The 19,061-nt window shown below is 71.1% G+C and carries 17 protein-coding genes; 7 read left to right on the top strand and 10 right to left on the bottom strand.

From position 1 onward, the window contains the following. Window positions 1-31 precede the first annotated feature (31 nt). From ACFFIA_RS12580 to ACFFIA_RS12570, 3 genes are all read left to right on the top strand, one after another. Window positions 32-469: a DoxX family protein gene (locus ACFFIA_RS12580; protein ID WP_377250118.1), complete on the top strand. Its 438-nt coding sequence runs from the start codon at window positions 32-34 to the stop codon at window positions 467-469. Continuing rightward, entirely contained in the window at window positions 466-837 is a 372-nt protein-coding gene (locus ACFFIA_RS12575; RefSeq protein WP_377250116.1) for an SSI family serine proteinase inhibitor, read from the top strand. The genes ACFFIA_RS12580 and ACFFIA_RS12575 overlap by 4 nt, the downstream gene beginning before the upstream one ends. Before the next feature lie 497 nt (window positions 838-1,334). Next, entirely contained in the window at window positions 1,335-3,110 is a 1,776-nt protein-coding gene (locus tag ACFFIA_RS12570) for a serine/threonine-protein kinase (RefSeq protein ID WP_377250114.1), read from the top strand. A 46-nt stretch (window positions 3,111-3,156) separates the two neighbouring features. On the opposite strand, the gene ACFFIA_RS12565 is transcribed toward ACFFIA_RS12570, so the two are convergent. Continuing rightward, window positions 3,157-3,645: a winged helix-turn-helix transcriptional regulator gene (locus ACFFIA_RS12565; protein ID WP_377250111.1), complete on the bottom strand. Its 489-nt coding sequence runs from the start codon at window positions 3,643-3,645 to the stop codon at window positions 3,157-3,159. Between the two features lie 56 nt (window positions 3,646-3,701). On the opposite strand from ACFFIA_RS12565, the gene ACFFIA_RS12560 reads away from it, so the two are divergent. Continuing rightward, window positions 3,702-4,271, top strand: a complete 570-nt coding sequence (locus ACFFIA_RS12560; RefSeq protein WP_377250109.1) for a PaaI family thioesterase — start codon at window positions 3,702-3,704, stop codon at window positions 4,269-4,271. Window positions 4,272-4,927: 656 nt separating this feature from the next. On the opposite strand, the gene urtE is transcribed toward ACFFIA_RS12560, so the two are convergent. From urtE to ACFFIA_RS12530, 6 genes are all read right to left on the bottom strand, one after another. Further along, window positions 4,928-5,620 carry an urea ABC transporter ATP-binding subunit UrtE gene (urtE, locus tag ACFFIA_RS12555; RefSeq protein WP_377250107.1) on the bottom strand — a complete coding sequence of 231 codons (693 nt, stop codon included), beginning with the start codon at window positions 5,618-5,620 and terminating at the stop codon, window positions 4,928-4,930. Next, a complete protein-coding gene (gene urtD, locus ACFFIA_RS12550; protein WP_377250105.1) occupies window positions 5,620-6,345 on the bottom strand; it encodes an urea ABC transporter ATP-binding protein UrtD in 726 nt (241 codons plus the stop codon). The genes urtE and urtD overlap by 1 nt, the downstream gene beginning before the upstream one ends. After that, window positions 6,342-7,439: an urea ABC transporter permease subunit UrtC gene (gene urtC / locus ACFFIA_RS12545; protein ID WP_377250103.1), complete on the bottom strand. Its 1,098-nt coding sequence runs from the start codon at window positions 7,437-7,439 to the stop codon at window positions 6,342-6,344. Before urtC ends, urtD begins: the two co-directional genes overlap by 4 nt. Beyond that, complete coding sequence (gene urtB, locus ACFFIA_RS12540; RefSeq protein WP_377250101.1) at window positions 7,436-8,323, bottom strand: urea ABC transporter permease subunit UrtB; 888 nt, start codon at window positions 8,321-8,323, stop codon at window positions 7,436-7,438. Before urtB ends, urtC begins: the two co-directional genes overlap by 4 nt. 56 nt (window positions 8,324-8,379) lie before the next feature. Next, window positions 8,380-9,621, bottom strand: coding sequence for an urea ABC transporter substrate-binding protein (gene urtA, locus ACFFIA_RS12535; protein ID WP_377250098.1), 1,242 nt, complete (start codon window positions 9,619-9,621; stop codon window positions 8,380-8,382). Window positions 9,622-9,853: 232 nt separating this feature from the next. Beyond that, window positions 9,854-10,921 (bottom strand): substrate-binding domain-containing protein, encoded by a 1,068-nt coding sequence (locus ACFFIA_RS12530; protein WP_377250096.1) that lies wholly within the window; start codon window positions 10,919-10,921, stop codon window positions 9,854-9,856. Window positions 10,922-10,996: 75 nt separating this feature from the next. On the opposite strand from ACFFIA_RS12530, the gene ACFFIA_RS12525 reads away from it, so the two are divergent. Further along, window positions 10,997-11,458 carry a MarR family winged helix-turn-helix transcriptional regulator gene (locus ACFFIA_RS12525; protein WP_377250094.1) on the top strand — a complete coding sequence of 154 codons (462 nt, stop codon included), beginning with the start codon at window positions 10,997-10,999 and terminating at the stop codon, window positions 11,456-11,458. Window positions 11,459-12,319: 861 nt separating this feature from the next. Here ACFFIA_RS12525 and hisS read toward each other — a convergent pair. Next, window positions 12,320-13,651 carry a histidine--tRNA ligase gene (gene hisS / locus ACFFIA_RS12520; RefSeq protein WP_377250092.1) on the bottom strand — a complete coding sequence of 444 codons (1,332 nt, stop codon included), beginning with the start codon at window positions 13,649-13,651 and terminating at the stop codon, window positions 12,320-12,322. Beyond that, on the bottom strand, window positions 13,648-14,331 hold the full coding sequence (locus ACFFIA_RS12515) for an MBL fold metallo-hydrolase (RefSeq protein WP_377250090.1): 684 nt from the start codon (window positions 14,329-14,331) through the stop codon (window positions 13,648-13,650). Before ACFFIA_RS12515 ends, hisS begins: the two co-directional genes overlap by 4 nt. Before the next feature lie 185 nt (window positions 14,332-14,516). Between ACFFIA_RS12515 and ACFFIA_RS12510 the strand changes: the two genes are divergently transcribed. Next, window positions 14,517-15,425, top strand: coding sequence for a peptidylprolyl isomerase (locus ACFFIA_RS12510; protein WP_377250088.1), 909 nt, complete (start codon window positions 14,517-14,519; stop codon window positions 15,423-15,425). 39 nt (window positions 15,426-15,464) lie between these two features. Beyond that, window positions 15,465-16,286, top strand: a complete 822-nt coding sequence (locus ACFFIA_RS12505) for a peptidylprolyl isomerase (protein ID WP_377250086.1) — start codon at window positions 15,465-15,467, stop codon at window positions 16,284-16,286. 167 nt (window positions 16,287-16,453) lie between these two features. On the opposite strand, the gene ACFFIA_RS12500 is transcribed toward ACFFIA_RS12505, so the two are convergent. After that, window positions 16,454-18,910, bottom strand: coding sequence for a RelA/SpoT family protein (locus ACFFIA_RS12500; protein WP_377250285.1), 2,457 nt, complete (start codon window positions 18,908-18,910; stop codon window positions 16,454-16,456). Window positions 18,911-19,061: the final 151 nt, after the last annotated feature.

The raw sequence follows: 19,061 nt of genomic DNA, 5'->3' as shown, positions 1-19,061 counted from the left end.
GTGGGGACCAGTCTCTACAGGAGCTCTCCATATGAACCCTGCACGCATCCCCGACCTCGTCACCACGCTCTTCCGGCTGGTGCTAGGCCTGCTCTTCGCCTTCCACGGCGTGGCGTCCCTCTTCGGTGTCTTCGGCGGAAACCGTGGCTCCGGCGAGGCGATCACGGTCGGCACCTGGCCCGGCTGGTATGCGGCGGTGATCCAGTTCGCCGGTGGCCTGCTCGTCCTGTCCGGCCTCGCCACACGGGTCGCGGCGATCATCTGCTCCGGCTCGATGGCGTACGCCTACTTCGTCGTCCACCAGCCCGACGGGCTGCTCCCGCTCAACAACGGCGGCGAGACGGCGGCGCTGTTCTGCTGGTCGTTCCTGCTGATCGCGGCACTGGGGCCGGGTCGGCTGTCGCTCGACCACATGCTCACCCGCCGCCGCGCCCGGGCGGGCCTGCCCGAGCCGGCGGTCGTGTCGTGAAGGTCCCGCGTGCCCTCGGCGCTCTCGCGCTGGCGGGCACGCTCAGCCTGGCGGGCGCCCAGGGCGCGTCCGCCAGCGGCGAGGGGATCACCGAGTTCGAGATCTACAGCGTCAACGGCACCATGACGCTCACCTGTGACCCGGAGGGTGGCACTCACCCGTACGCGAAGGAGGCGTGCGCGGAGATCGACGGTGCGCGCGGTGACATCGCGGCGGTGCCCCGCCTGCCCGGCTACGGATGTCTCGACGAGTGGGACCCGGTTCTGATCGGCGTGACCGGCCGGTGGCGCGGGCAGGAGGTGCTGTTCAGCTCCTTCGAGTCCAACAGGGGCTGCGCGGCCATCCGGCACGGGCACATCTTCTGGTAGCGGGCGACGGGCGGCGGTTCCACTGGGCCTGACCCACCACGGGTGAGGCGCGCCCAGGGTTCCGTCGCCCGTTGCCGCGGCCACACTTGCTCCACAGTGGACCTGTGTGGTGCTGAGCGCCTGGACGGGGCTGGTCGTGTGCGCCTGGGCACAGGCAGCACTGTGCTGATGGTCACGCAGGCGTGGAGGAGAATGTCCTTCCGGGCCAACCGTGGTCGTCCTTGCGTCCGATCCGGGCTGAATTGCGGTGAACCTCCCCATCGGCCTTCCGACCGACCATAAACTGTCGGCTAAACGACTCCCCGAGTTTCTCGCACCGCGGGCACGGGCAGAAGACCCTGGTTCACCCGTACCATCGCCGTCACCAGGTAAAACAGCCCGTCTGAACCCCGGTAAATCGGAGCATCGGCCGATGCGTGCCCGTACGGATCTGCGATGGCTCGCCTCCCTAAGAGGTGCTGGAGTGTTCATGCTGCGGTAGCACGGGAGGATCAGGCGTGGCGTCGTCGGGGCACGTCGTTGGGGGACGGTACCGGCTCGACTCGGTGCTGGGCGCCGGTGGCATGGGAGTGGTGTGGCGAGCGTTCGATGAGCGCCTCGCCCGATGGGTCGCGGTCAAAGAGATCCGCTTCACCCAACCCATGACGCCGGAGGAGCGTGAAGAGGTCAAATATCGGGCGATGGTGGAGGCGCTGAGCGCCGGCCGCCTCGTCCATCCAAACGTGGTCGCGATCTACGACGCGGTGGACGACGCCGACCAGCCGTGGGTCGTGATGCGGCTGGTCGAGGGGCGTTCGCTGCGCGAGCTGGTGGCGCAGGAGGGGCCGCTCGACGCCGCGACGGCGGCCCGCCTCGGTCTGGGGCTGCTCGACGCGCTGGACGCGGCCCACGCGGCCGGTGTCGTCCACCGCGACGTCAAGCCCTCCAACGTGCTGATCGCCAACGGGCGGCCGTTGCTCACCGACTTCTCGATCGCCACCGTGGCCGGCGCGCAGGTGCCGCTGCGGGGCACCGCGGTGATGGGCAGCCCCGGATACGTGGCGCCGGAGCGGCTGCACGGCGAGGAGGGCGGCGTGCCGGCCGACCTCTTCGGCCTCGGCGCGACGCTCTTCTACGCGGTCGAGGGCGTGGGGCCGTTCGCCCGCGAGGACGCGATGGCCTGCCTGATCGCCACCGTCTGCGACCCGCACCCCCGGCCGGTGCGGGGCTCGGCACTCGCCGCGGTCATCGACGGGCTGCTCGCCAAGGACGTGGCCGACCGCATGGACTCGGCCGCCGCCCGCGCGGCCCTGCTCGCCGCCGCCCGGCCGCGCAGCACCCGCACGGTCTACCGCGTGCCGCTCACGTCCCGCCGGGCGTACACCGGGCACCGCAGCGTCGCGGTCCTGCCCGGCCCCGCGGTCGCCAGCCTGCCGGAGGCGAGCGCGCCCGACACGCGGCGCAGCCGCCCACCGCGCCGCCGGCGGCGGGTCACCATCCTCACCGCGGGGGCGGCGCTGCTCGTACCCGTGGTGGCCACCCTCGCCAGCACCGGCGGCCCGGCCAGCACCGGGCTCGCCGGCCGCGCCGACGCCGCCGTACGCCCCGCGCCGCCCGGCCAGGACGCGTCAGCCGACCCGTACGGCGACGCGCGGGCGCTCGGCGTGCCCGGCGTGTTGCTCTCGCCGTCGTCCGACGGGCAGCTCCCGCCGTACGCCTCGATCCCGCCGATCGGCGGCGGCATGGTCACCCAGCCGGTCTCCGGCACCAGCCAGCCCGGCAGCCCGATCACCGGCCCCGGCAACGGCCTGCCCACCGAGCCGAGTGGCGGTGGCGGCGGCAACACGGGCGGCACCACACCACCTCCCGCACCACCGGCGGTGACCGGCCTGACGGTGTCGGTCTCGGTCGACCCGACCGCGTGCACGTACTCCGCGACCGCGTTCGCCACGGTCTCCGCACCCACCACGGTCACCTACCGCGTGACGTGGACGGACGGCACCAACAGCGGCGTCAGCACGGAGTTCACGGCGGCCGGGAGCGGCACGCTCACCGTCCCGTCCGGCGTACCGCACGGGGCCGGCCCGGTGTGGGTGCAGGTCGACGTGGTCTCGCCGACGGCACTTTCCCAGCGCGGTGGCGCGGAGCTTCCCGCGCGGTGCTCGCCGACCACGCCGCCCTCGGTACCCGACCCGTCCCCGATGACGTCGCCCTCCTCCCCCAACCCGGCCCCGGTCGACGGCGCCGACCCGACCCCGAGCGGGGCCGACCTCCCCGTCACGACAAACCCGTAGCCGGGCGCTCGCTCCCCGGGCACGGCGGCGGCCTCGACGGTGGCGGTCAGTGGGAAGGCGCGCCATCGCGGCGCTGGGCGCCCCGCCCGGGGGCGGTGACCACCTCGCGGGGCTTGAGGCCCTCGTGGCCGGCGGCGCAGCGCATCACGGCCCGCACCTCGCCGCCGCACTCGCGGTGGACGATGGCCACCGGTGCGCCCTCGGGGTCGGCCAGGTAGCGGTTGCCCCACTCGGCGATGGCCGCGAGCATCGGGTAGACGTCGAAGCCCATCTCGGTCAGCCGGTACTCGTGGCGGGGGCGCGCGCCCGGCTCCCGATACGGCACGCGGCGCAGCACGCCGCTGTCGACCAGCATCGCGAGGCGGTTGGCCAGCACCTGGCGCGGGATGCCGGTGCGCTCGCGCATGTCGTCGAAGCGGCGGATGCCGGCGAAGATGTCGCGGAGCACCACCAGCGTCCACTTCTCACCGAGGATCGCCATCGCGCGGGCGATCGTGCAGTTGTCGACCGACCAGTCGAGTGCCTCAGGTCTCACCTCACCGAGCCTAAGTCTTGTTGACAGACCCAGCAAACCGGTGACACCCTGCGTCCATGACTCAGACTCAGGCCGCACGACCACCGCAGGCCGCCGCGTCCGGTGGTGCCGGGCCGGTTGACGGCGACGGCGGCGCCCCGGTGCGGAGCCGGACGTTCGAGTGGGCCGACCCGGCGGGAAACGCGGCGATGGTCGGGCGGCGCCCCGGGCTCGATCTGCTGCGCGGGATGGTCGCGGGCGAGCTGCCGCCACCGCCGGTCATGCGGCTCATCGGAGTGTCCGGGCTGGAGGTGGACGAGGGGCGCGTGGTCGTGGAGATGACCGCGCAGGAGTTCCACTACAACCCGCTCGGATCGGTGCACGGCGGCGTCCTCTCGACGCTGCTCGACACGGCGGCCGGCTGCGCGGTGCACTCCACGCTCCCCGCCGGGGTCGGCTACACGACGCTCGACCTCAACGTGAAGTTCCTCCGGCCGGTGACGACCGACTCGGGCCTGGTGCGGTGCGAGGGCACGGTGCTCTCCCGCGGGCGCCGCACCGCCCTGGCCGAGGCGCGGCTCACCGACGGCAAGGGCCGCCTCGCGGCGCACGCCACGTCGAGCTGCCTGCTCTTCGAGGTCTCCTGAGCCCCGCCCGGCAGCGGCGCTCAGGACGAGCGAGCCACGCCCGAGAGCGGCGCCGCGGACAAGCGAGCCACGCCCGAAAGCGGCCGCGTGGACGAGCGAGCCACGCCCGAGAGCGGCGCCGCGGACGAGCGAGCCGCCCCTGGGAAGGCGCCCTGGACGATCGAGCCGCCCCTGAGGGCGCGCGAGCCACAGCCGACCGGTGGGCCATGCCGCGGTGGACCACCGCCAGCCGCGGGCACGGCGGCGTAGCAATGGGGCCGCCGCGCCGCCGTGCCCGCCCAAGCCGAACGCCGCCCGAAGCCGGGTCAGGACCGCTACGCGATCGGTTCAAGCCCAACCCCGACGCGCTCCCGGCTCCGGCCGCGGTGCGTCCGTGGCGACTTCTTGACCCCATCGAGCCTGTTGCAGAATCGCCAAATTCGAGCGAGGCGAGGGTCGCCTTGACCCTCGCTGGCCGCCGTTCGGCGGCCAGCGGCCGACACAGCCGTGTTTTTCTCAACACGTTCCGCGATCAGGCCATTTTGCAACAGGCTCCATCGGGTCAACTTCTCGCCACGCACGGACCCCGACCCCTCGGTCTGGCGGGCGCGGCCGACCGGCCTTTGTGTTGTCAGAGCGACGACGGACGCATCCGAAGGGCGAGCCGGCGAAGGGCTTCACACGGCCAGTGCCTGCCGTACGTCGCGCTCCGCCTCCTGCCCGCCGGCGCCGGACGACGTGACGCGCCCCGACTCCAGGACGTAGTACCGCTCGGCCGCCCGCAGCGCGAAGCCCACGTGCTGCTCGACCAGGAGTACCGACAGCCCGCCGCGGCGGGTGAGGGACAGGATCGTCTCCTGGATCTCGGCGACCACGGACGGCTGGATCCCCTCGGTCGGCTCGTCCAGCAGGAGCAGCCGCGGTGACGTGATCAGCGCCCGCGCGATGGCCAGCTGCTGCCGCTGCCCGCCCGACAGCAGCCCCGCCCGCCGCCCCATCAGGCCGCGCAGCGCCGGGAAGAGCTCCAGCGCGTCGGCCATCGCCACCTTGCCGTTCGGCCGCGAGTCGGCGATCAGCTGGAGGTTCTCCGCGGTGGTGAGGTGCGGGAAGGACTGCTGGCCCTGCGGCACGTACGCCATGCCGCGCGCCACCCGCTCGTGCGGCGCCAGCCGGGTCACGTCCACGCCGTCGAGGAGCACTCGCCCGGTGCGTGGCTTGAGCAGCCCGATCGCCGCCCGCAGCAGCGTGCTCTTGCCGGCGCCGTTGTGCCCCATCACCGCTGCCACGCCGTCCTCGGGCACGGCGAGCGAGACGCCGTGCAGGACCAGGCTGCGGCCGTACCCCACCTGGACGCCGTCGATCTCCAACATCACGCCACCCCCAGGTACACCTGCTGCACCGCCGGATCGGCCTGCACCTGCGCGACCGAGCCCTCGCTGAGCACCTTGCCGGCGTGCAGCACGGTCACGGTGTTGGCGAAGTTGCGCATGAAGTCCATGTCGTGCTCGATCACCACCACCGTGCGGTCGGCGCTCACGACCCGCAGCAGCTCGCCGGTGGCGTCCCGCTCGTCGTGGCTCATGCCGGCGACCGGCTCGTCGAGCAGCAGCAGCTTCACGTCCTGTACGAGCAGCATGCCGATCTCCAGCCACTGCTTCTGCCCGTGCGCCAGCGCGCCCGCGGGCCGGTCGCGGAGAGCGGCGAGCCCGATCGTCTCCAGCGCCTCGGAGACGGCCGCCGGAACGTCGCGCCGCCGCCGCGCGAGCGTCCAAAAAGAGCGCCCCGCCCCCGCCGCGATGTCGAGGTTCTGCAGCACGGTCAGCTCCTCGAAGACCGTCGCCGCCTGGAACGTGCGCCCCACGCCCATCCGCGCGATCCGGTGCACCGGCCGCCCGAGCAGCTCGTGGTCGCCGAAGCGCACCGAGCCGCTGGCGCGGGCGAGGCCGGTGACCGCGTCGACGAGCGTGGTCTTGCCTGCGCCGTTGGGCCCGATCAGGAACCGGATGTCTCCCGGTGCCACCTCCAGGTCCACCCCGTCGACCGCCACGAACCCGTCGAACACCACACGCAGGTCCCGGACCACGAGGCCGCTCATGCCGACACCGCCTGTCCGGAGGGAACGACCGCGGGAGCCGGCGAGACCGGCGCCGGATCGGGCGGCGGGCGGCGTCGGCGGACCAGGCGTACGAGCGAGGCCAGGCCGCCCGGCAGGAACGCCACGACCAGCACGAACAGCAGCCCTTGGAGGTACGTCCAGGCGCCCGGGAACTCCTCGGAGAGCGTCGTCTTGGCCCACGCCACCGCGACCGCGCCCAGCACCGGGCCGAGCAGCGACGCCCGGCCGCCCACCGCCACGCCGATCACGAACTCGATCGACGGCACGATCCCGATCAGCGCCGGGTTGATGATGCCGACCGCCGGTACGAACAGCGCCCCCGCGATCCCGGCCATGCCGGCGGCGGTGACGTACGCGACGAGCTTGACGTTGGCCGGGTTGTAGCCGAGGAAGCGGACCCGCTCCTCGCCGTCGCGCACCGCCACGAGCAGCTCGCCGTACCGGGACCGCATGAGCTGCCGCGCGATCACCAGCAGCAGGAGCAGCACGCCCGCCACGATGAAGTAGACCATCCGCTGGTTGACCGGGTCGTCCAGGTCGTACCCGAAGAAGCCCTGGAAGTCGGTGAGGCCGTTGGTGCCGCCGGTGGTGCCCTGCTGTCCGATGAGGAGGATCGCCATCGCTGCGGCGAGCGCCTGGCTGAGGATGGCGAAGTACGCGCCCCGCACGCGCCGCCGGAAGACCAGCGACCCGAGCAGGAACGCCACGAGCATCGGCAGCAGTACCGTCGCCGGCAGCGCGAACCACGGGTTGGCGAATGGCCGCCACCACCACGGGAGCGCGTCGAGCTGGCCGTAGAGCTGCATGAAGTCGGGCATCTGCCCGGGGCCGGCGTCGGCGAGCTTCATGTGCATGGCCATCGCGTAGCCGCCGAGACCGAAGAAGACGCCCTGCCCGAGCGTTAGCAGGCCGCCGCGTCCCCAGGCCAGGCCGATGCCGACCGCCACCATGGCGAGGCACAGGTACTTGGCGAGCAGGCTGAGCCGGAAGTCGGAGAGCGCGAAGGGTGCGACGGCGAAGAGGAGGACCGCGCCGACCGCGAAGCCGGCACCGGCGCGCCAGGAGAATTTCATGCCAGGCTCCGCGTACGCAACGTGAACAGCCCTTGCGGCCGCCACTGGAGGAAGGCCACGATCGCGACGAAGACGAGCACCTTCGCGACGCTGACCGTGGTGGAGTACTCGACGAGCGACTGGAGCGTGCCGAGCGCGAACGCCACGATCACGCTGCCCTTCAGGTGCCCGATGCCGCCCGCCACCACGACCAGGAACGCGTCGATGATGATGTTGGTGCCCATGGTCGGGCCGATCGGGCCGAGCAGGGTGAGCGCGACGCCGGCCACGCCCGCCAGCCCCGAGCCGATGAAGAACGTGACCCGGTCGACCCGGCCGGTGGGGATGCCGGAGACGGCCGCCAGGTCGCGGTTCTGCACCACCGCCCGGATCCGCCGGCCGAGCGAGGTGAACCGCAGCGCCAGTGTCAGCGCCACGACCGCGAGCACGGCCAGGGTCAGGATGAAGAGGCGGTTGTTGCTGAATACCAGGTCGTCTGTGATCTTGATATTGCCGGTGAGGAGGTCGGGCGCGCGGGTCTGCACGTTGGGCGCGCCGAAGATGTCCCGGGCGAGCTGCTGGAGGATCAGCGAGACGCCCCAGGTGACCAGCAGCGTGTCCAGCGGCCGCGCGTAGAGGCGCCGGATGAGCAGGAGTTCCAGCAGCACGCCCATCAGCCCGGCCACGCCGAACGCCACCGGCAGCGCCACGAGCAGCGAGAAGCCGGCGTCGGTGATGACGTTCTGGAGCACGTACACGGTGTAGGCGCCGGCCATGATGAACTCGCCGTGCGCCATGTTGATGACGCCCATCTGGCCGAAGGTGAGCGCCAGGCCGAGCGCGATGAGCAGCAGCACCGCGCCGATGCTGACGCCGGTGAAGAGTTGGCTGACGATGACCGTCATTCAGCGGGCCTCCCAGTCAAGAGGCCCGCCGGGCCGGAGCCCGGCGGGCACTGGTGTCACGAAAGGCCGGTGGCCCAGGGGTAGCCCTTGAGGTAGGGGTCCGGCTTGACCGGCTCGCCGGAGTTCCACACCTCGGTGATCAGGCCGTCGCCGCCCACCTTGCCGATGCGCGCGGTCTTGTAGATGTGCTGCGTGGCGCCGTCGACTGTGACCAGCCCTTCGGGCGCCTCGAACGTCACGCCGTCGGAGGCGGACTTGACCGCGGCCACGTCGAATGAGCCGGCCTTCTCGACCATGGCCTTCCACAGGTACACCGACACGTACGCGGCCTCCATCGGGTCGCTCGTCGGCTTGTCCTGCCCGTACTTGGCCTTGTACGCCTTCACGAACTTGTCGTTCGCCGCGCCGGGCGTGGTCTGGTAGTAGTTCCAGGCGGTGAGCTGGCCGTCGAGGTACTGCGTGCCGATGCTCTTGACCTCCTCCTCGGCGATCGACACGGAGACCACCGGCATCGAGGCCGCGGTGAGCCCCGCCGACTTGTACTCCTTGAAGAAGGCGACGTTGCTGTCACCGTTCAACGTATTGAAGACAGCCGACGCCTTGGATGCCTTGACCTTGTTGACGATCGTGCCGAACTCCGTGGAGCCGAGCGGCGCGTAGTCCTCGCCGAGGACGGTCATCCCGTTCGCCGCGGCGTACGCCTTGATGATCTTGTTGGCGGTACGCGGGAAGACGTAGTCGCTGCCCACCAGGTAGACGCTCGTCTTGCCCTGCGACTTGAGGTAGTCGAGTCCGGGCACGATCTGCTGGTTGGTGGTGGCGCCGGTGTAGAAGATGTACGGCGACTGCTCCAGCCCTTCGTACTGCACGGGGTAGAAGAGCAGCGCCTTGTTCTCCTCGAAGACCGGCTTGACCGCCTTCCGGCTGGCCGAGGTCCAGCAGCCGAAGACCGCGGCCACCTTGTCCTCGCGGATGAGCTTCTCCGCCTTCTCGGCGAAGGTCGGCCAGTCCGAGGCGCCGTCTTCGCTGATCGGCTCGAGCTTCTTGCCGAGCACGCCACCGGATGCGTTGATCTCCTCCACGGCCAGCTTGATGGAGTCACGCACGGTGACCTCGCTGATCGCCATCGTGCCGGATAGGGAGTTGAGCAGACCCACCTTCACCGTGTCGCCGGACGTGTCCGCGACCGCGCCGCTGGTCGACTCGTTCTCGCCCGTCCTACTGCCACACGCCGATAGCGCCAGAACCGCCGCGAGCGGCAGCAGGGCACCTTTCCAGCGCCCGCGAATATCGAACATCAGAACCTCCGCACCAGGGGATTCGGCGCCACTACACCGGGGGCCGGAATGCACGGTCAGCGTCTGCGAGGTTCGTTGCGGAGGCATTTCCCGGCCCTTAAGAGCCTGTTTCCGGCATAGCTCCGCGTCCGCATAAAAAAATGCCCGCACAAAGGTCTCCCGAACCTTTGCACAGGCGATTAACTATTGCCGATACTTCCCACAGGAAGTATCTCGACAGCCGTCTACAGTGTCAAGTGGTCAGCTCGGCGACCACTGTGAACTCCAGCGCATCCGCCTCCGCCAGGTAAATCCGCTGGCGCAGGTGGCGGTCGCGCATCCAGACCCGGCCGCGCGGCCCCTCGTACGACACCGACTCGGCGCTCGCCCCGATCGCCCGCACGTCGAGCGTGCCCGCCTCGCCGATCAGCGCGGCGAGCAGCCGGACCCCCTCGTAGCAGGACTCCCCCAGGCTGCCCAGCGGCGGCGCCTCCACGCCGAAGCGGCGCGCGTACCGCCCGTGGAAGTCGAGATTTTCCTGGGTCACCAGCCCCGCGAAGAACCCGGCCGTGCTGTAGAGGCCGGCGGTCGCCCGGGAGCCGCTGGCGAGCAGCATGTTCTCGTCCATGAGCGTGGAGAGGCGCAGGCATCGGGCGTCCAGATTGGACCGTGCGAAGGCCCGGTTGAAGCGCACCGCGTCGCTCCCCACCAGCAGCATCACCACCGCGTCGGCGCCGCTCTGCTCGATCCGCCGCAGCACGTCACGGTAGTCGTGCGTGCCGAGCGGCAGGTAGGTCTCGCCGGCGACCCGCCCGCCACAGTCGACCGCGTACCGCCTCGCCTGGCGGGCGGTGCGGCGCGGCCACACGTAGTCGTTGCCCACCACGTACCACCGGCGGACCCGGCGCTCCCGCGCGAGCAGGCGCATCGCTGGCAGCAGCTGGTCGGCGGGGGTCTCGCTGGTCATGAAGACGCCGGCGGTGCGCTCGCCGCCCTCGTAGAGCGCGGTGTACACGTACGGCACCAGGTGGGCGACCCGCGGCGCGACCGCCTGCCGCACCGACGAGATGTGCCAGCCGGTGATCCCGTCGACCGCCCCCATCCGCACCAGCGCCTCGACCTCGGCGGCGACCTGCTCGGGCGGCGCGCCGCCGTCGACCGGCACGAGCCGCAGCTCCCGGCCGAGCACGCCGCCGGCCTCGTTGATCTCCTCCGCGGCGAGCCGGGCGCACAGCTCGCAGGTCGGCCCGAACATGCCGGCCGGACCCCGCATCGGATAGACCAGCGCGACGTTCACCGCCGCGCGGTCGACAATCGACATGGCGCCATGATTTCCGGGCCCAGCCCGCAAAACCAGAGCCTGCCGGGACCTGCGGCCGATCTGTAGCATGGGCCGATGCCAGTGCCGCCGGTTTCTTCGCGGGTCGTCGCGCCCGAGGAGGTCGTGCAGCTAGTCACGCGAGCCGAGCGGCTGCTCTCCCGGCGGCTGCGCGAGGTGCTCGACGAGCAGGGCCGCTCACCCGACGAGTGGCGCGTGCTCTGCATCCTCGCCGACGGCGCCGGCCATCCGATGACCGAGATCGCCGAGCTCGCCTTCCTCCCGCCCGGCACGCTCACCAAGCTCGTCGACCACCTCGTCGACGAAAACCTCGTCTATCGCCGCATCGACCCGATCGACCGCCGGCGCATCCGCGCCTACATGACCCCGCGCGGCCGCACGACCCACGACCGTGTCACGCGCGCCGTGCGCGCCGCCTGGGACCAGCTCCCCATGGGGTGCGAGGAGCGTGGCCACCTGGCCGACCTCCTGCGACTCCTGGTGGGGGCGCTGGACGGCGCCCCCGCCCCGCGCCGCTGATCTTCACCTCGCCGCGGAGCTGGACATGCTGGTCGTGATCTCCGGGGCCGGCCAGCCGGTCATCGCCCGTCAGCTGGCCCGACGGATGAACCTCTCCCGCGCGGCCGTGAGCAACACCCTCGGGCAAACTGGAGCGGCGCGCCCTCATCAGCCGCCGCGCCAGCCCCTCCGACCGGGGGCGGCCATCGTCAGCCTCACTCCCGAGGGAGAACGGGTCGTCGACGACCTCTTCCCCGCCCAGCTCAAGCGAGAGGCGGAGCTGCTCGGCGGCATGTCCCAGCAGCAGATCGTGTGCCCGTGGAGCGTGGCGCTGCTCCCGGAGCTTGGAGCGGTTTCGGGGTCGAGGTGGTCGCGAGGGCTGGGCCGCGTTCGGACCTGGTGTCGTGTGTGGGAGAAGCTGTCGAGCTGGGCGCACCGGTGCGCCCAACCCCCGGGACGGGCGCCGGATGCGCGGCTCGTGGCGTGTACGCCGAGGCCGGTGGGCCAGCCGCGCCCGACCTCGGCGGGGTGCGTGGGCGATGTCGGGGACATAGCCCTTTCAAACCGGCCGCAAGGGTCTATGTCCCTGACATAGCCCCTTGCGAAGCGACCAGGCCGGGCGGCGGCGTGGCAATAAGGGCCGGTGTGGACACGCGCGAGCCCCCTGAGCGGGATGCCGCAGGCGAGTGCGGGGTTTGGTCGTGGACCGCGAAGGGTGCGGCCGCGGGAGCGGCGGTCTGGAGCGCGGCGGGCATCGCGGTAGCCCAGGTCTTCCCTTGGTAATAGATCCTCTGGGCGCGGCGCTAAGCGACCTTTGCCGGCTTCGCCGAAGGCCGGGCGACCGGTGGCCGAAGGTGCGCCGGTGACCCGGTGAACGGCGCGCTAGGCCCCGGCGATCGCGGGGCGCAGGTCGCCGGCGGGCGGGGTCCACGCGGTGGAGTCGGCCTCGACCTGGTCGCCGGAGCGGATGTCCTTGACCGTGTCGGCCTCGCCGTCGCCCCCCGGAAACCACACGAACGGGATGCCCCGCCGCTCGGCGAACCGGATCTGCTTGCCGTACTTGGCGGCGCTCGGCGCGACCTCCGTGGCGATCCCGCGCCCACGCAGCGCGGCCGCGATCCGGTCGCAGTCGCGGCGGCGCTCCTCGGCCGGCAGCGCGACCAGCACGCTCGTCGGCACCGAGCGGCTGACCGTGAGCGCGCCCGCCCCGAAGAGCAGGCCGAGGATCCGGGTCACGCCGATCGAGATGCCCACGCCCGGGAAGCGGTCGTTGCCGGCGGAGGCGAGGTTGTCGTACCGCCCGCCGGCGCAGACCGAGCCGAAGCGCTCGAAGCCGCTCAGCGTCGCCTCGTAGACCGTGCCCGTGTAGTAGTCGAGCCCACGCGCGATCTTGAGGTCGGCGACGCAGAGGCCGGGCGCGTGCTCGGCGGCGACCTCGACGACGCGTACCAGCTCCTCCAGGCCCTCGTCGAGCAGGGGGTGGCTGACGCCCAGCGCGCGCACCTGGTCGGCGAAGGACGCGTCCGGCGCGGAGATCTCGGCGAGGCGCAGGCACGCCTTGGCCTGGGCGTCGCTCGCGCCGGCGGTCTCGGCGAGCAGCTCGGCGACCTTCTCCGGACCGATCTTGTCGAGCTTGTCGACGGCGCGCAGCGCGGCCTCCGGGTCGGTCAGCCCGAGGCCCCGGTAGAAGCCCTCGCACACCTTGCGGTTGTTGACGTGCACCAGCACCGGCGGGATCGGCAGGCCGCCCAGCGCGTCACCGAGCACCAGCGGCATCTCGGCCTCGTAGTGGAACGGCAGCGTGTCGCGGTCGACCACGTCGATGTCCGCCTGGAGGAACTCCCGGTAGCGCCCCTCCTGCGGCCGCTCCCCCCGCCACACCTTCTGGATCTGGTAGCGGCGGAAGGGAAAGTGCAGCTTCCCGGCGTTTTCAAGCACGAACCGGGCGAACGGCACCGTGAGGTCGAAGTGCAGCCCCAGCGTGTCCTCGTCGATGTCGCCCTCGGCGGCCTGGAGGCGGCGCAGGACGTACACCTCCTTGGATGTCTCCCCCTTGCGCAGCAGCTGGTCCAGCGGCTCGACGGCGCGCGTCTCCAGCGGCGCGAAGCCGTACAGCTCGAAGGTGCGCCGGATGCGCTCGATGACGTACTGCTCGATCATCCGCTGCGGCGGCAGCCACTCGGGAAATCCGGAGATCGGCGTCGGCTTGCTCATAGAACGGTTCCAGCCTTGGCGAGTTGTAGGAGGTACGGGTTGGTGGCACGCTCGCGCCCGATCGTGGTCGCGGGACCGTGGCCGGGCAGCACGACGGTCTCGTCGGCGAGCGGCAGGATCTTGTCGCGCAGGCTCGTGATCATCGCGTCCATGCTGCCGCCGGGCAGGTCGACGCGGCCGACCGAGCCGGCGAAGAGCACGTCGCCGGAGAGGCAGACCTCGACCGACTCCGGCCCCGGCACGCGCAAGAGCACCGAGCCGCGCGTGTGCCCCGGCGCGTGGTCGACGGTGAACTCCAGCCCCGCGATGCTGACCACCGCGCCGTCGACCAGCTCGGCGACGTCGTCCGGCTCGCTCCACTCCAGGCCGCCCAGCAGCGTGCGGGGGTCGATCGAATTGATCGCCTTGGTCGGGTCGGCCAGCAGCTCGCGGTCGTCCGGATGGATGTAGGCCGTCACGCCGCGCGCCCCGCACACCGGCGTCACCGAGAACGTGTGGTCGAGGTGCCCGTGGGTCAGGAGGACGGCCGCGGGATGCAGTCGATGCTCCTCGATCAGCGCGTCAAGCCGCTCGATCACCCCGATGCCAGGATCGACCACCACACACTGCTCACCCGGCCCTGTTGCGACCACGTAACAGTTGGTGCCGAACGCATCAGCCGGGAACCCCTTCACCAACATGTGCACAAGCCTATCGGTGTTGATAACGGCCGATTGAGAATGGGCAACCTCGCCCAAGACTTTCCCAGGTGATACCCGTACACTCTGGCGGGCGCCGTGTGGCGTGCGCTACACAGTTTCGGGCGTCGCCGCGTGGCGCGGCGCCGCGCCGCTCCGGCGGCGCGCGGATGAGGAGGGGAGCGCAGGTGGCTTCCAGCAAGGATCGGCAGCGCAAGCTGGCCCGGGCCAAGTTCGACCGGCAGATGGCCCGCAAGGCGGCGCAGACCCGCCGCAAGCGGCGCATCCAGGCCGGCGTCGGTGCGGCGCTCGCGCTGGTGCTGATCGTGTTCGGCACCGTCTGGGTCCTCGGCGGCTTCGACTCGGAGCCGACCGACACGGCCGCCGCCGACATCTGCACCTGGACCTCCCAGGACGCCGCCGCCAACAGCAACCTCAAGGACGCCGGCCTGCCGCCCACCAAGGACCTGCCGACCACCGGCACGCGGCCGATGACCATCACGACCGACCAGGGCGCCCCGATCACCGTCTCGCTCGACGTGGCCAGCGCGCCGTGCGCGAGCACGAGCCTCGCCTACCTGGCCGGCAACGGCTTCTACGACAACACCAAGTGCCACGAGATCACCGCCGAGGGCGCGCTGCGCTGCGGCGACCCGAGCGGCACCGGCCATGGCGGCCCGACGTACTCGTTCTACAACGAAAACGTCCCCTCCGCCCCCGAGCCCTCCCCGTCGCCCGAGGCCGCCGCGGCCCAGCCGGCGGTCTACCCCAAGGGGACGGTGGCGCTGGTCGGCAGCCCGCCGGGGACAAACGGCAGCCAGTTCCTGATCTTCTTCAAGGACTTCAGCCCGACCGAGTCGCCGGCGTACCCCATCGTCGGCCAGGTGACCGCGGGCCTCGACGTCGTGGAGAAGATCGGCCAGATCAAGACGGTCGACAACGGCTCGGGGGCAAACGTCAAGCCGGAGAAGGACATCACGATCCAGAGCCTGACGGTCGGCGAGATGGATCTCGTCTCGCCCGAGCCCACGGCCCCGGCGTCCGACTCGCCCGCCACCGCGACGCCCACCCCCGCGGCGACGGCCAGTCAGTCCTGAGAAGCTTAGGTAGGAGCACCACACCCCAGGAGGAAGAGCGTGACGTCCACAAGGGAGCGGCAGCGCGCCGCGGCGCGGGCCCGACTCGAAAGAGAGATGGCCGAGCGCGCCGCGGCGGCCAGGAAGCGCCGCCAGTGGCAGGTGAGCATCGGCGCTGGGGTGGCCGTGCTGGTGCTCGCGGTCGGCGTGGTCCTGCTGGTCAACGTCGCCGGTGACGACGACACCACCACCCCCGCCGCCGACGCCTCCGGCGGCCCGGTGAGCTGCGTGTGGAACGAGGTGCCGAAGGAGGAGCGCAGCGAGACCACCAAGGACGTGGGCGTTCCCCCGGTCACCTCGCCGGCCAACACGGGCACCAAGACGATGACCGTCGACACCAACTTCGGCAAGATCAACGTCAACATGGACCTGTCGAAGTCCCCGTGTTCGGCGGAGAGCTTCTCGTTCCTGGCGAGCAAGAAGTTCTTCGACGGCACCAAGTGCCACCGCATGTTCCCGGGCATGCTGCAGTGCGGCGACCCGAGCGCCAAGGGCAAGGGCTACCGCGACAGCGACGGCACCGGCGGCCCCTCGTACCGGTACGCCAACGAGTACCTGCCCGCCAACGAGCGCCCGGCCTACCCCGCGGGCGTGGTCGCGCTGGCCAACAGCGGCCCCGACTCCAACGGCAGCCAGTTCTTCTTCATCTACCAGGACGTCGAACTCCAGCCCGACTACACGATCATCGGCAAGGTCGACCAGGCCGGCCTCGACGTGATCAAGAAGGCGACGGAGAAGGGCCACGACGGCGCGTTCGACCCCCAGCCGGGCGGCGGTCACCCCAAGGACGACATCAACATCAACGCCCTGACGGTGGCCTGACCCCTCCCGTACACCCCGGAAACCGCCACGCGCACCTCGGCGTGGCGGTTTCCGCGTCTCCGGGCCAGCCCGACACGGCCTTCACGACAAGATTTGGGCTACTGCCCCGTCATGGAGTGGGCCGGCGACCCCGACAGCGGGATCCCCGGCCCAGAGCCGCTACAAGCTCAAGCTCCTGACGTGACCCGGTAGGCGTCGAAGACGCCGTCGACCTTGCGCACCGCGGCCAGCAGGTGGCCCAGGTGCTTGGGGTCGGCCATCTCGAACGAGAAGCGGCTCACCGCCACGCGGTCGCGGGTCGTGGTGACCGTCGCGGAGAGGATGTTGACGCGCTCGTCGGAGAGCACGCGCGTCACGTCGGCCAGCAGCTTGTGCCGGTCGAGCGCCTCCACCTGGATGGCCACGAGGAAGGTGGACGCGGACGTCGGCTTCCAGGTCACCTCGACCAGGCGGTCGGGCTGAGCCTTGAGGTCTTCGGCGTTGGCGCAGTCGTCACGGTGGACGCTGATGCCGCCCGAGCGGGTCACGAAGCCGAACACCGCGTCGCCCGGCACCGGCGTGCAGCAACGCGCCAGCTTGATCCAGACGTCGCTCACGCCGCGCACCACCACGCCCGGGTCGTGCACGGACTGGCGGGAGCGGGGCGGGCGAGTGGCGACCGCGGTCTCGGCGATGTCTTCGACCGCGCCCTCTTCGCCGCCGTATCCGGCGACCAGGCGCTGCACCACCGACGGCGCGGAGACCTGACTCTCCCCCACCGCCGCGTACAGGCTCGCCACGTCGGCCAGATGCAGGTCGCGGGCGATCGCCATCAGCGCTTCGGTGGTGAGCATGCGGGTCAGCGGCAGCCCTTGGCGGCGCATCGCCTTGACGATCGACTCCTTGCCGGCCTCGATCGCCTCCTCGCGGCGCTCCTTGTTGAAGTACTGCCGGATCTTGGTGCGGGCCCGCGGGCTCTTGACGAAGCCGAGCCAGTCTTGCGAGGGGCCGGCCGTCTCCGACTTGGACGTGAAGATCTCGATCACGTCGCCGTTGGAGAGCGTCGACTCCAGCGGCACCAGCTTGCCGTTGACCCGCGCGCCGATGCACTTGTGGCCGACCTCGGTGTGCACCGCGTACGCGAAGTCGACCGGCGTCGACCCGGTGGGCAGCGGGATCACGTCGCCCTTGGGCGTGAAGACGTAGACCTCCTGGCTGGAGAGGTCGAACCGGAGCGCGTCGAGGAACTCGCTCGGGTCGCTCGCCTCCCGCTGCCAGTCGAGCAGCTGCCGCAGCCACGTCATCTCGTCGATGTGGGCCGGCGGCCCGACGATCGTGGCGCCCTTCTGCTCCTTGTACTTCCAGTGCGCCGCGATGCCGAACTCCGCCGTGCGGTGCATCCCCAGCGTGCGGATCTGCATCTCCACCGGCTTGCCGGTCGGGCCGATCACGGTGGTGTGCAGCGACTGGTACATGTTGAACTTCGGCATCGCGATGTAGTCCTTGAACCGGCCCGGCACCGGCTGCCAGTTGGCGTGGATGACCCCCAACGCCGCGTAGCAGTCGCGCACCGTGTCGACCAGGATCCGGACGCCGATCAGGTCGTAGATGTCGTTGAAGTCGCGACCCCGCACGATCATCTTCTGGTAGATCGAGTAGAGGTGCTTGGGGCGGCCGGTCGTCTCCGCCTTGATCTTCGCGGCCTTGAGGTCCAGCTGGACCTTCTGCGTCACCTGGCGCAGCAGCGTGTCACGCTGTGGCTGGTGCTCGCCGATCAGCCGGTTGATCTCCTCGAACCGCTTGGGGAACAGCGTGCCGAACGCGAGATCCTCAAGCTCCCACTTGATCGTGTTCATGCCCAGGCGGTGGGCCAGCGGGGCGAGGATCTCCAGCGTCTCCTTCGCCTTCTGCTCCTGCTTCGGACGCGGGAGGAAGGTCAGGGTGCGCATGTTGTGCAGGCGGTCGGCGAGCTTGATGACCAGCACGCGCGGGTCCTTGGCCATCGCGACGACCATCTTGCGGATCGTCTCGGCCTTGGCCGCGTCACCGAGCTTGACCTTGTCGAGCTTGGTCACGCCGTCGACCAGCAGCGCCACCTCGCCGCCGAAGTCGGCGCGCATCTGCTCGAGGTTGTAGTCGGTGTCTTCGATCGTGTCGTGCAGCAGCGCGGCCACCAGCGTGGTCGTGTCCATGCCCAGGTTGGCCAGGATGGTCGCGACAGCGAGTGGATGCGTGATGTATGGATCGCCGGACTTGCGGTATTGCCCTGAATGCCACCGGGCAGCCACATCGAAGGCGCGCTGCAACAGCCGCGCGTCCGCCTTGGGGTGGCACGCGCGGTGAGTGGCGATCAGTGGCTCCAGCACCTCGCTGACCTGCGGGGTCTGCCAGGGCGCGTTGAAGCGGGCGAGCCGGGCGCGCACCCGGCGCCCGGTCGGCGCGCCGGCCCACCCCGATGGGGGCGCCGACTCGACTGACTCGTCGTCGTGGTGGTCGGCGGCGACCTCAGCCGAAGGGAAGGGGACGACCACACCGGCGCCCTCCGCGCCGCCGTTGACGGACGCGGCGGGAGCGCTGTTGGCAGCCGTCGCCGTCGCCTCCTGACCGGGCTGCGCCTCGTCAGTTGGATGCACGCTGCCCTCCACTGATTGGGCGACGTCCTGAGACACCGGCCTCCTCACACCTCGCCGGGGATTGCACCGACCGTATCCGGCCGGCACCACCCTCCGCTACCCACGCCGCACCGTTCCTGGCCGGTCGCGGAAGGCAATCCTACCCGTCGGCCCAGGTCGGCGC

The sequence above is a fragment of the Phytohabitans kaempferiae genome (assembly GCF_042433955.1).
In the GTDB taxonomy this organism is placed as follows: domain Bacteria; phylum Actinomycetota; class Actinomycetes; order Mycobacteriales; family Micromonosporaceae; genus Phytohabitans; species Phytohabitans kaempferiae.
The sequence above is the reverse complement of the archived record's forward strand: the minus strand, read 5'-3'. Positions and strand labels throughout refer to the sequence as shown.

Excerpts from the sequence above, each read along its gene's own strand:
- ACFFIA_RS12525 (WP_377250094.1), top strand. The coding sequence starts at position 10,997 with ATGCCAGTGCCGCCGGTTTCTTCGCGGGTCGTCGCGCCCGAGGAGGTC.
- ACFFIA_RS12580 (WP_377250118.1), top strand. The coding sequence starts at position 32 with ATGAACCCTGCACGCATCCCCGACCTCGTCACCACGCTCTTCCGGCTG.
- urtC (WP_377250103.1), bottom strand. The coding sequence starts at position 7,439 with ATGAAATTCTCCTGGCGCGCCGGTGCCGGCTTCGCGGTCGGCGCGGTC.
- urtD (WP_377250105.1), bottom strand. The coding sequence starts at position 6,345 with ATGAGCGGCCTCGTGGTCCGGGACCTGCGTGTGGTGTTCGACGGGTTC.
- hisS (WP_377250092.1), bottom strand. The coding sequence starts at position 13,651 with ATGAGCAAGCCGACGCCGATCTCCGGATTTCCCGAGTGGCTGCCGCCG.
- ACFFIA_RS12530 (WP_377250096.1), bottom strand. The coding sequence starts at position 10,921 with ATGTCGATTGTCGACCGCGCGGCGGTGAACGTCGCGCTGGTCTATCCG.
- urtB (WP_377250101.1), bottom strand. The coding sequence starts at position 8,323 with ATGACGGTCATCGTCAGCCAACTCTTCACCGGCGTCAGCATCGGCGCG.
- urtE (WP_377250107.1), bottom strand. The coding sequence starts at position 5,620 with ATGTTGGAGATCGACGGCGTCCAGGTGGGGTACGGCCGCAGCCTGGTC.
- urtA (WP_377250098.1), bottom strand. The coding sequence starts at position 9,621 with ATGTTCGATATTCGCGGGCGCTGGAAAGGTGCCCTGCTGCCGCTCGCG.
- ACFFIA_RS12515 (WP_377250090.1), bottom strand. The coding sequence starts at position 14,331 with ATGTTGGTGAAGGGGTTCCCGGCTGATGCGTTCGGCACCAACTGTTAC.
- ACFFIA_RS12560 (WP_377250109.1), top strand. The coding sequence starts at position 3,702 with ATGACTCAGACTCAGGCCGCACGACCACCGCAGGCCGCCGCGTCCGGT.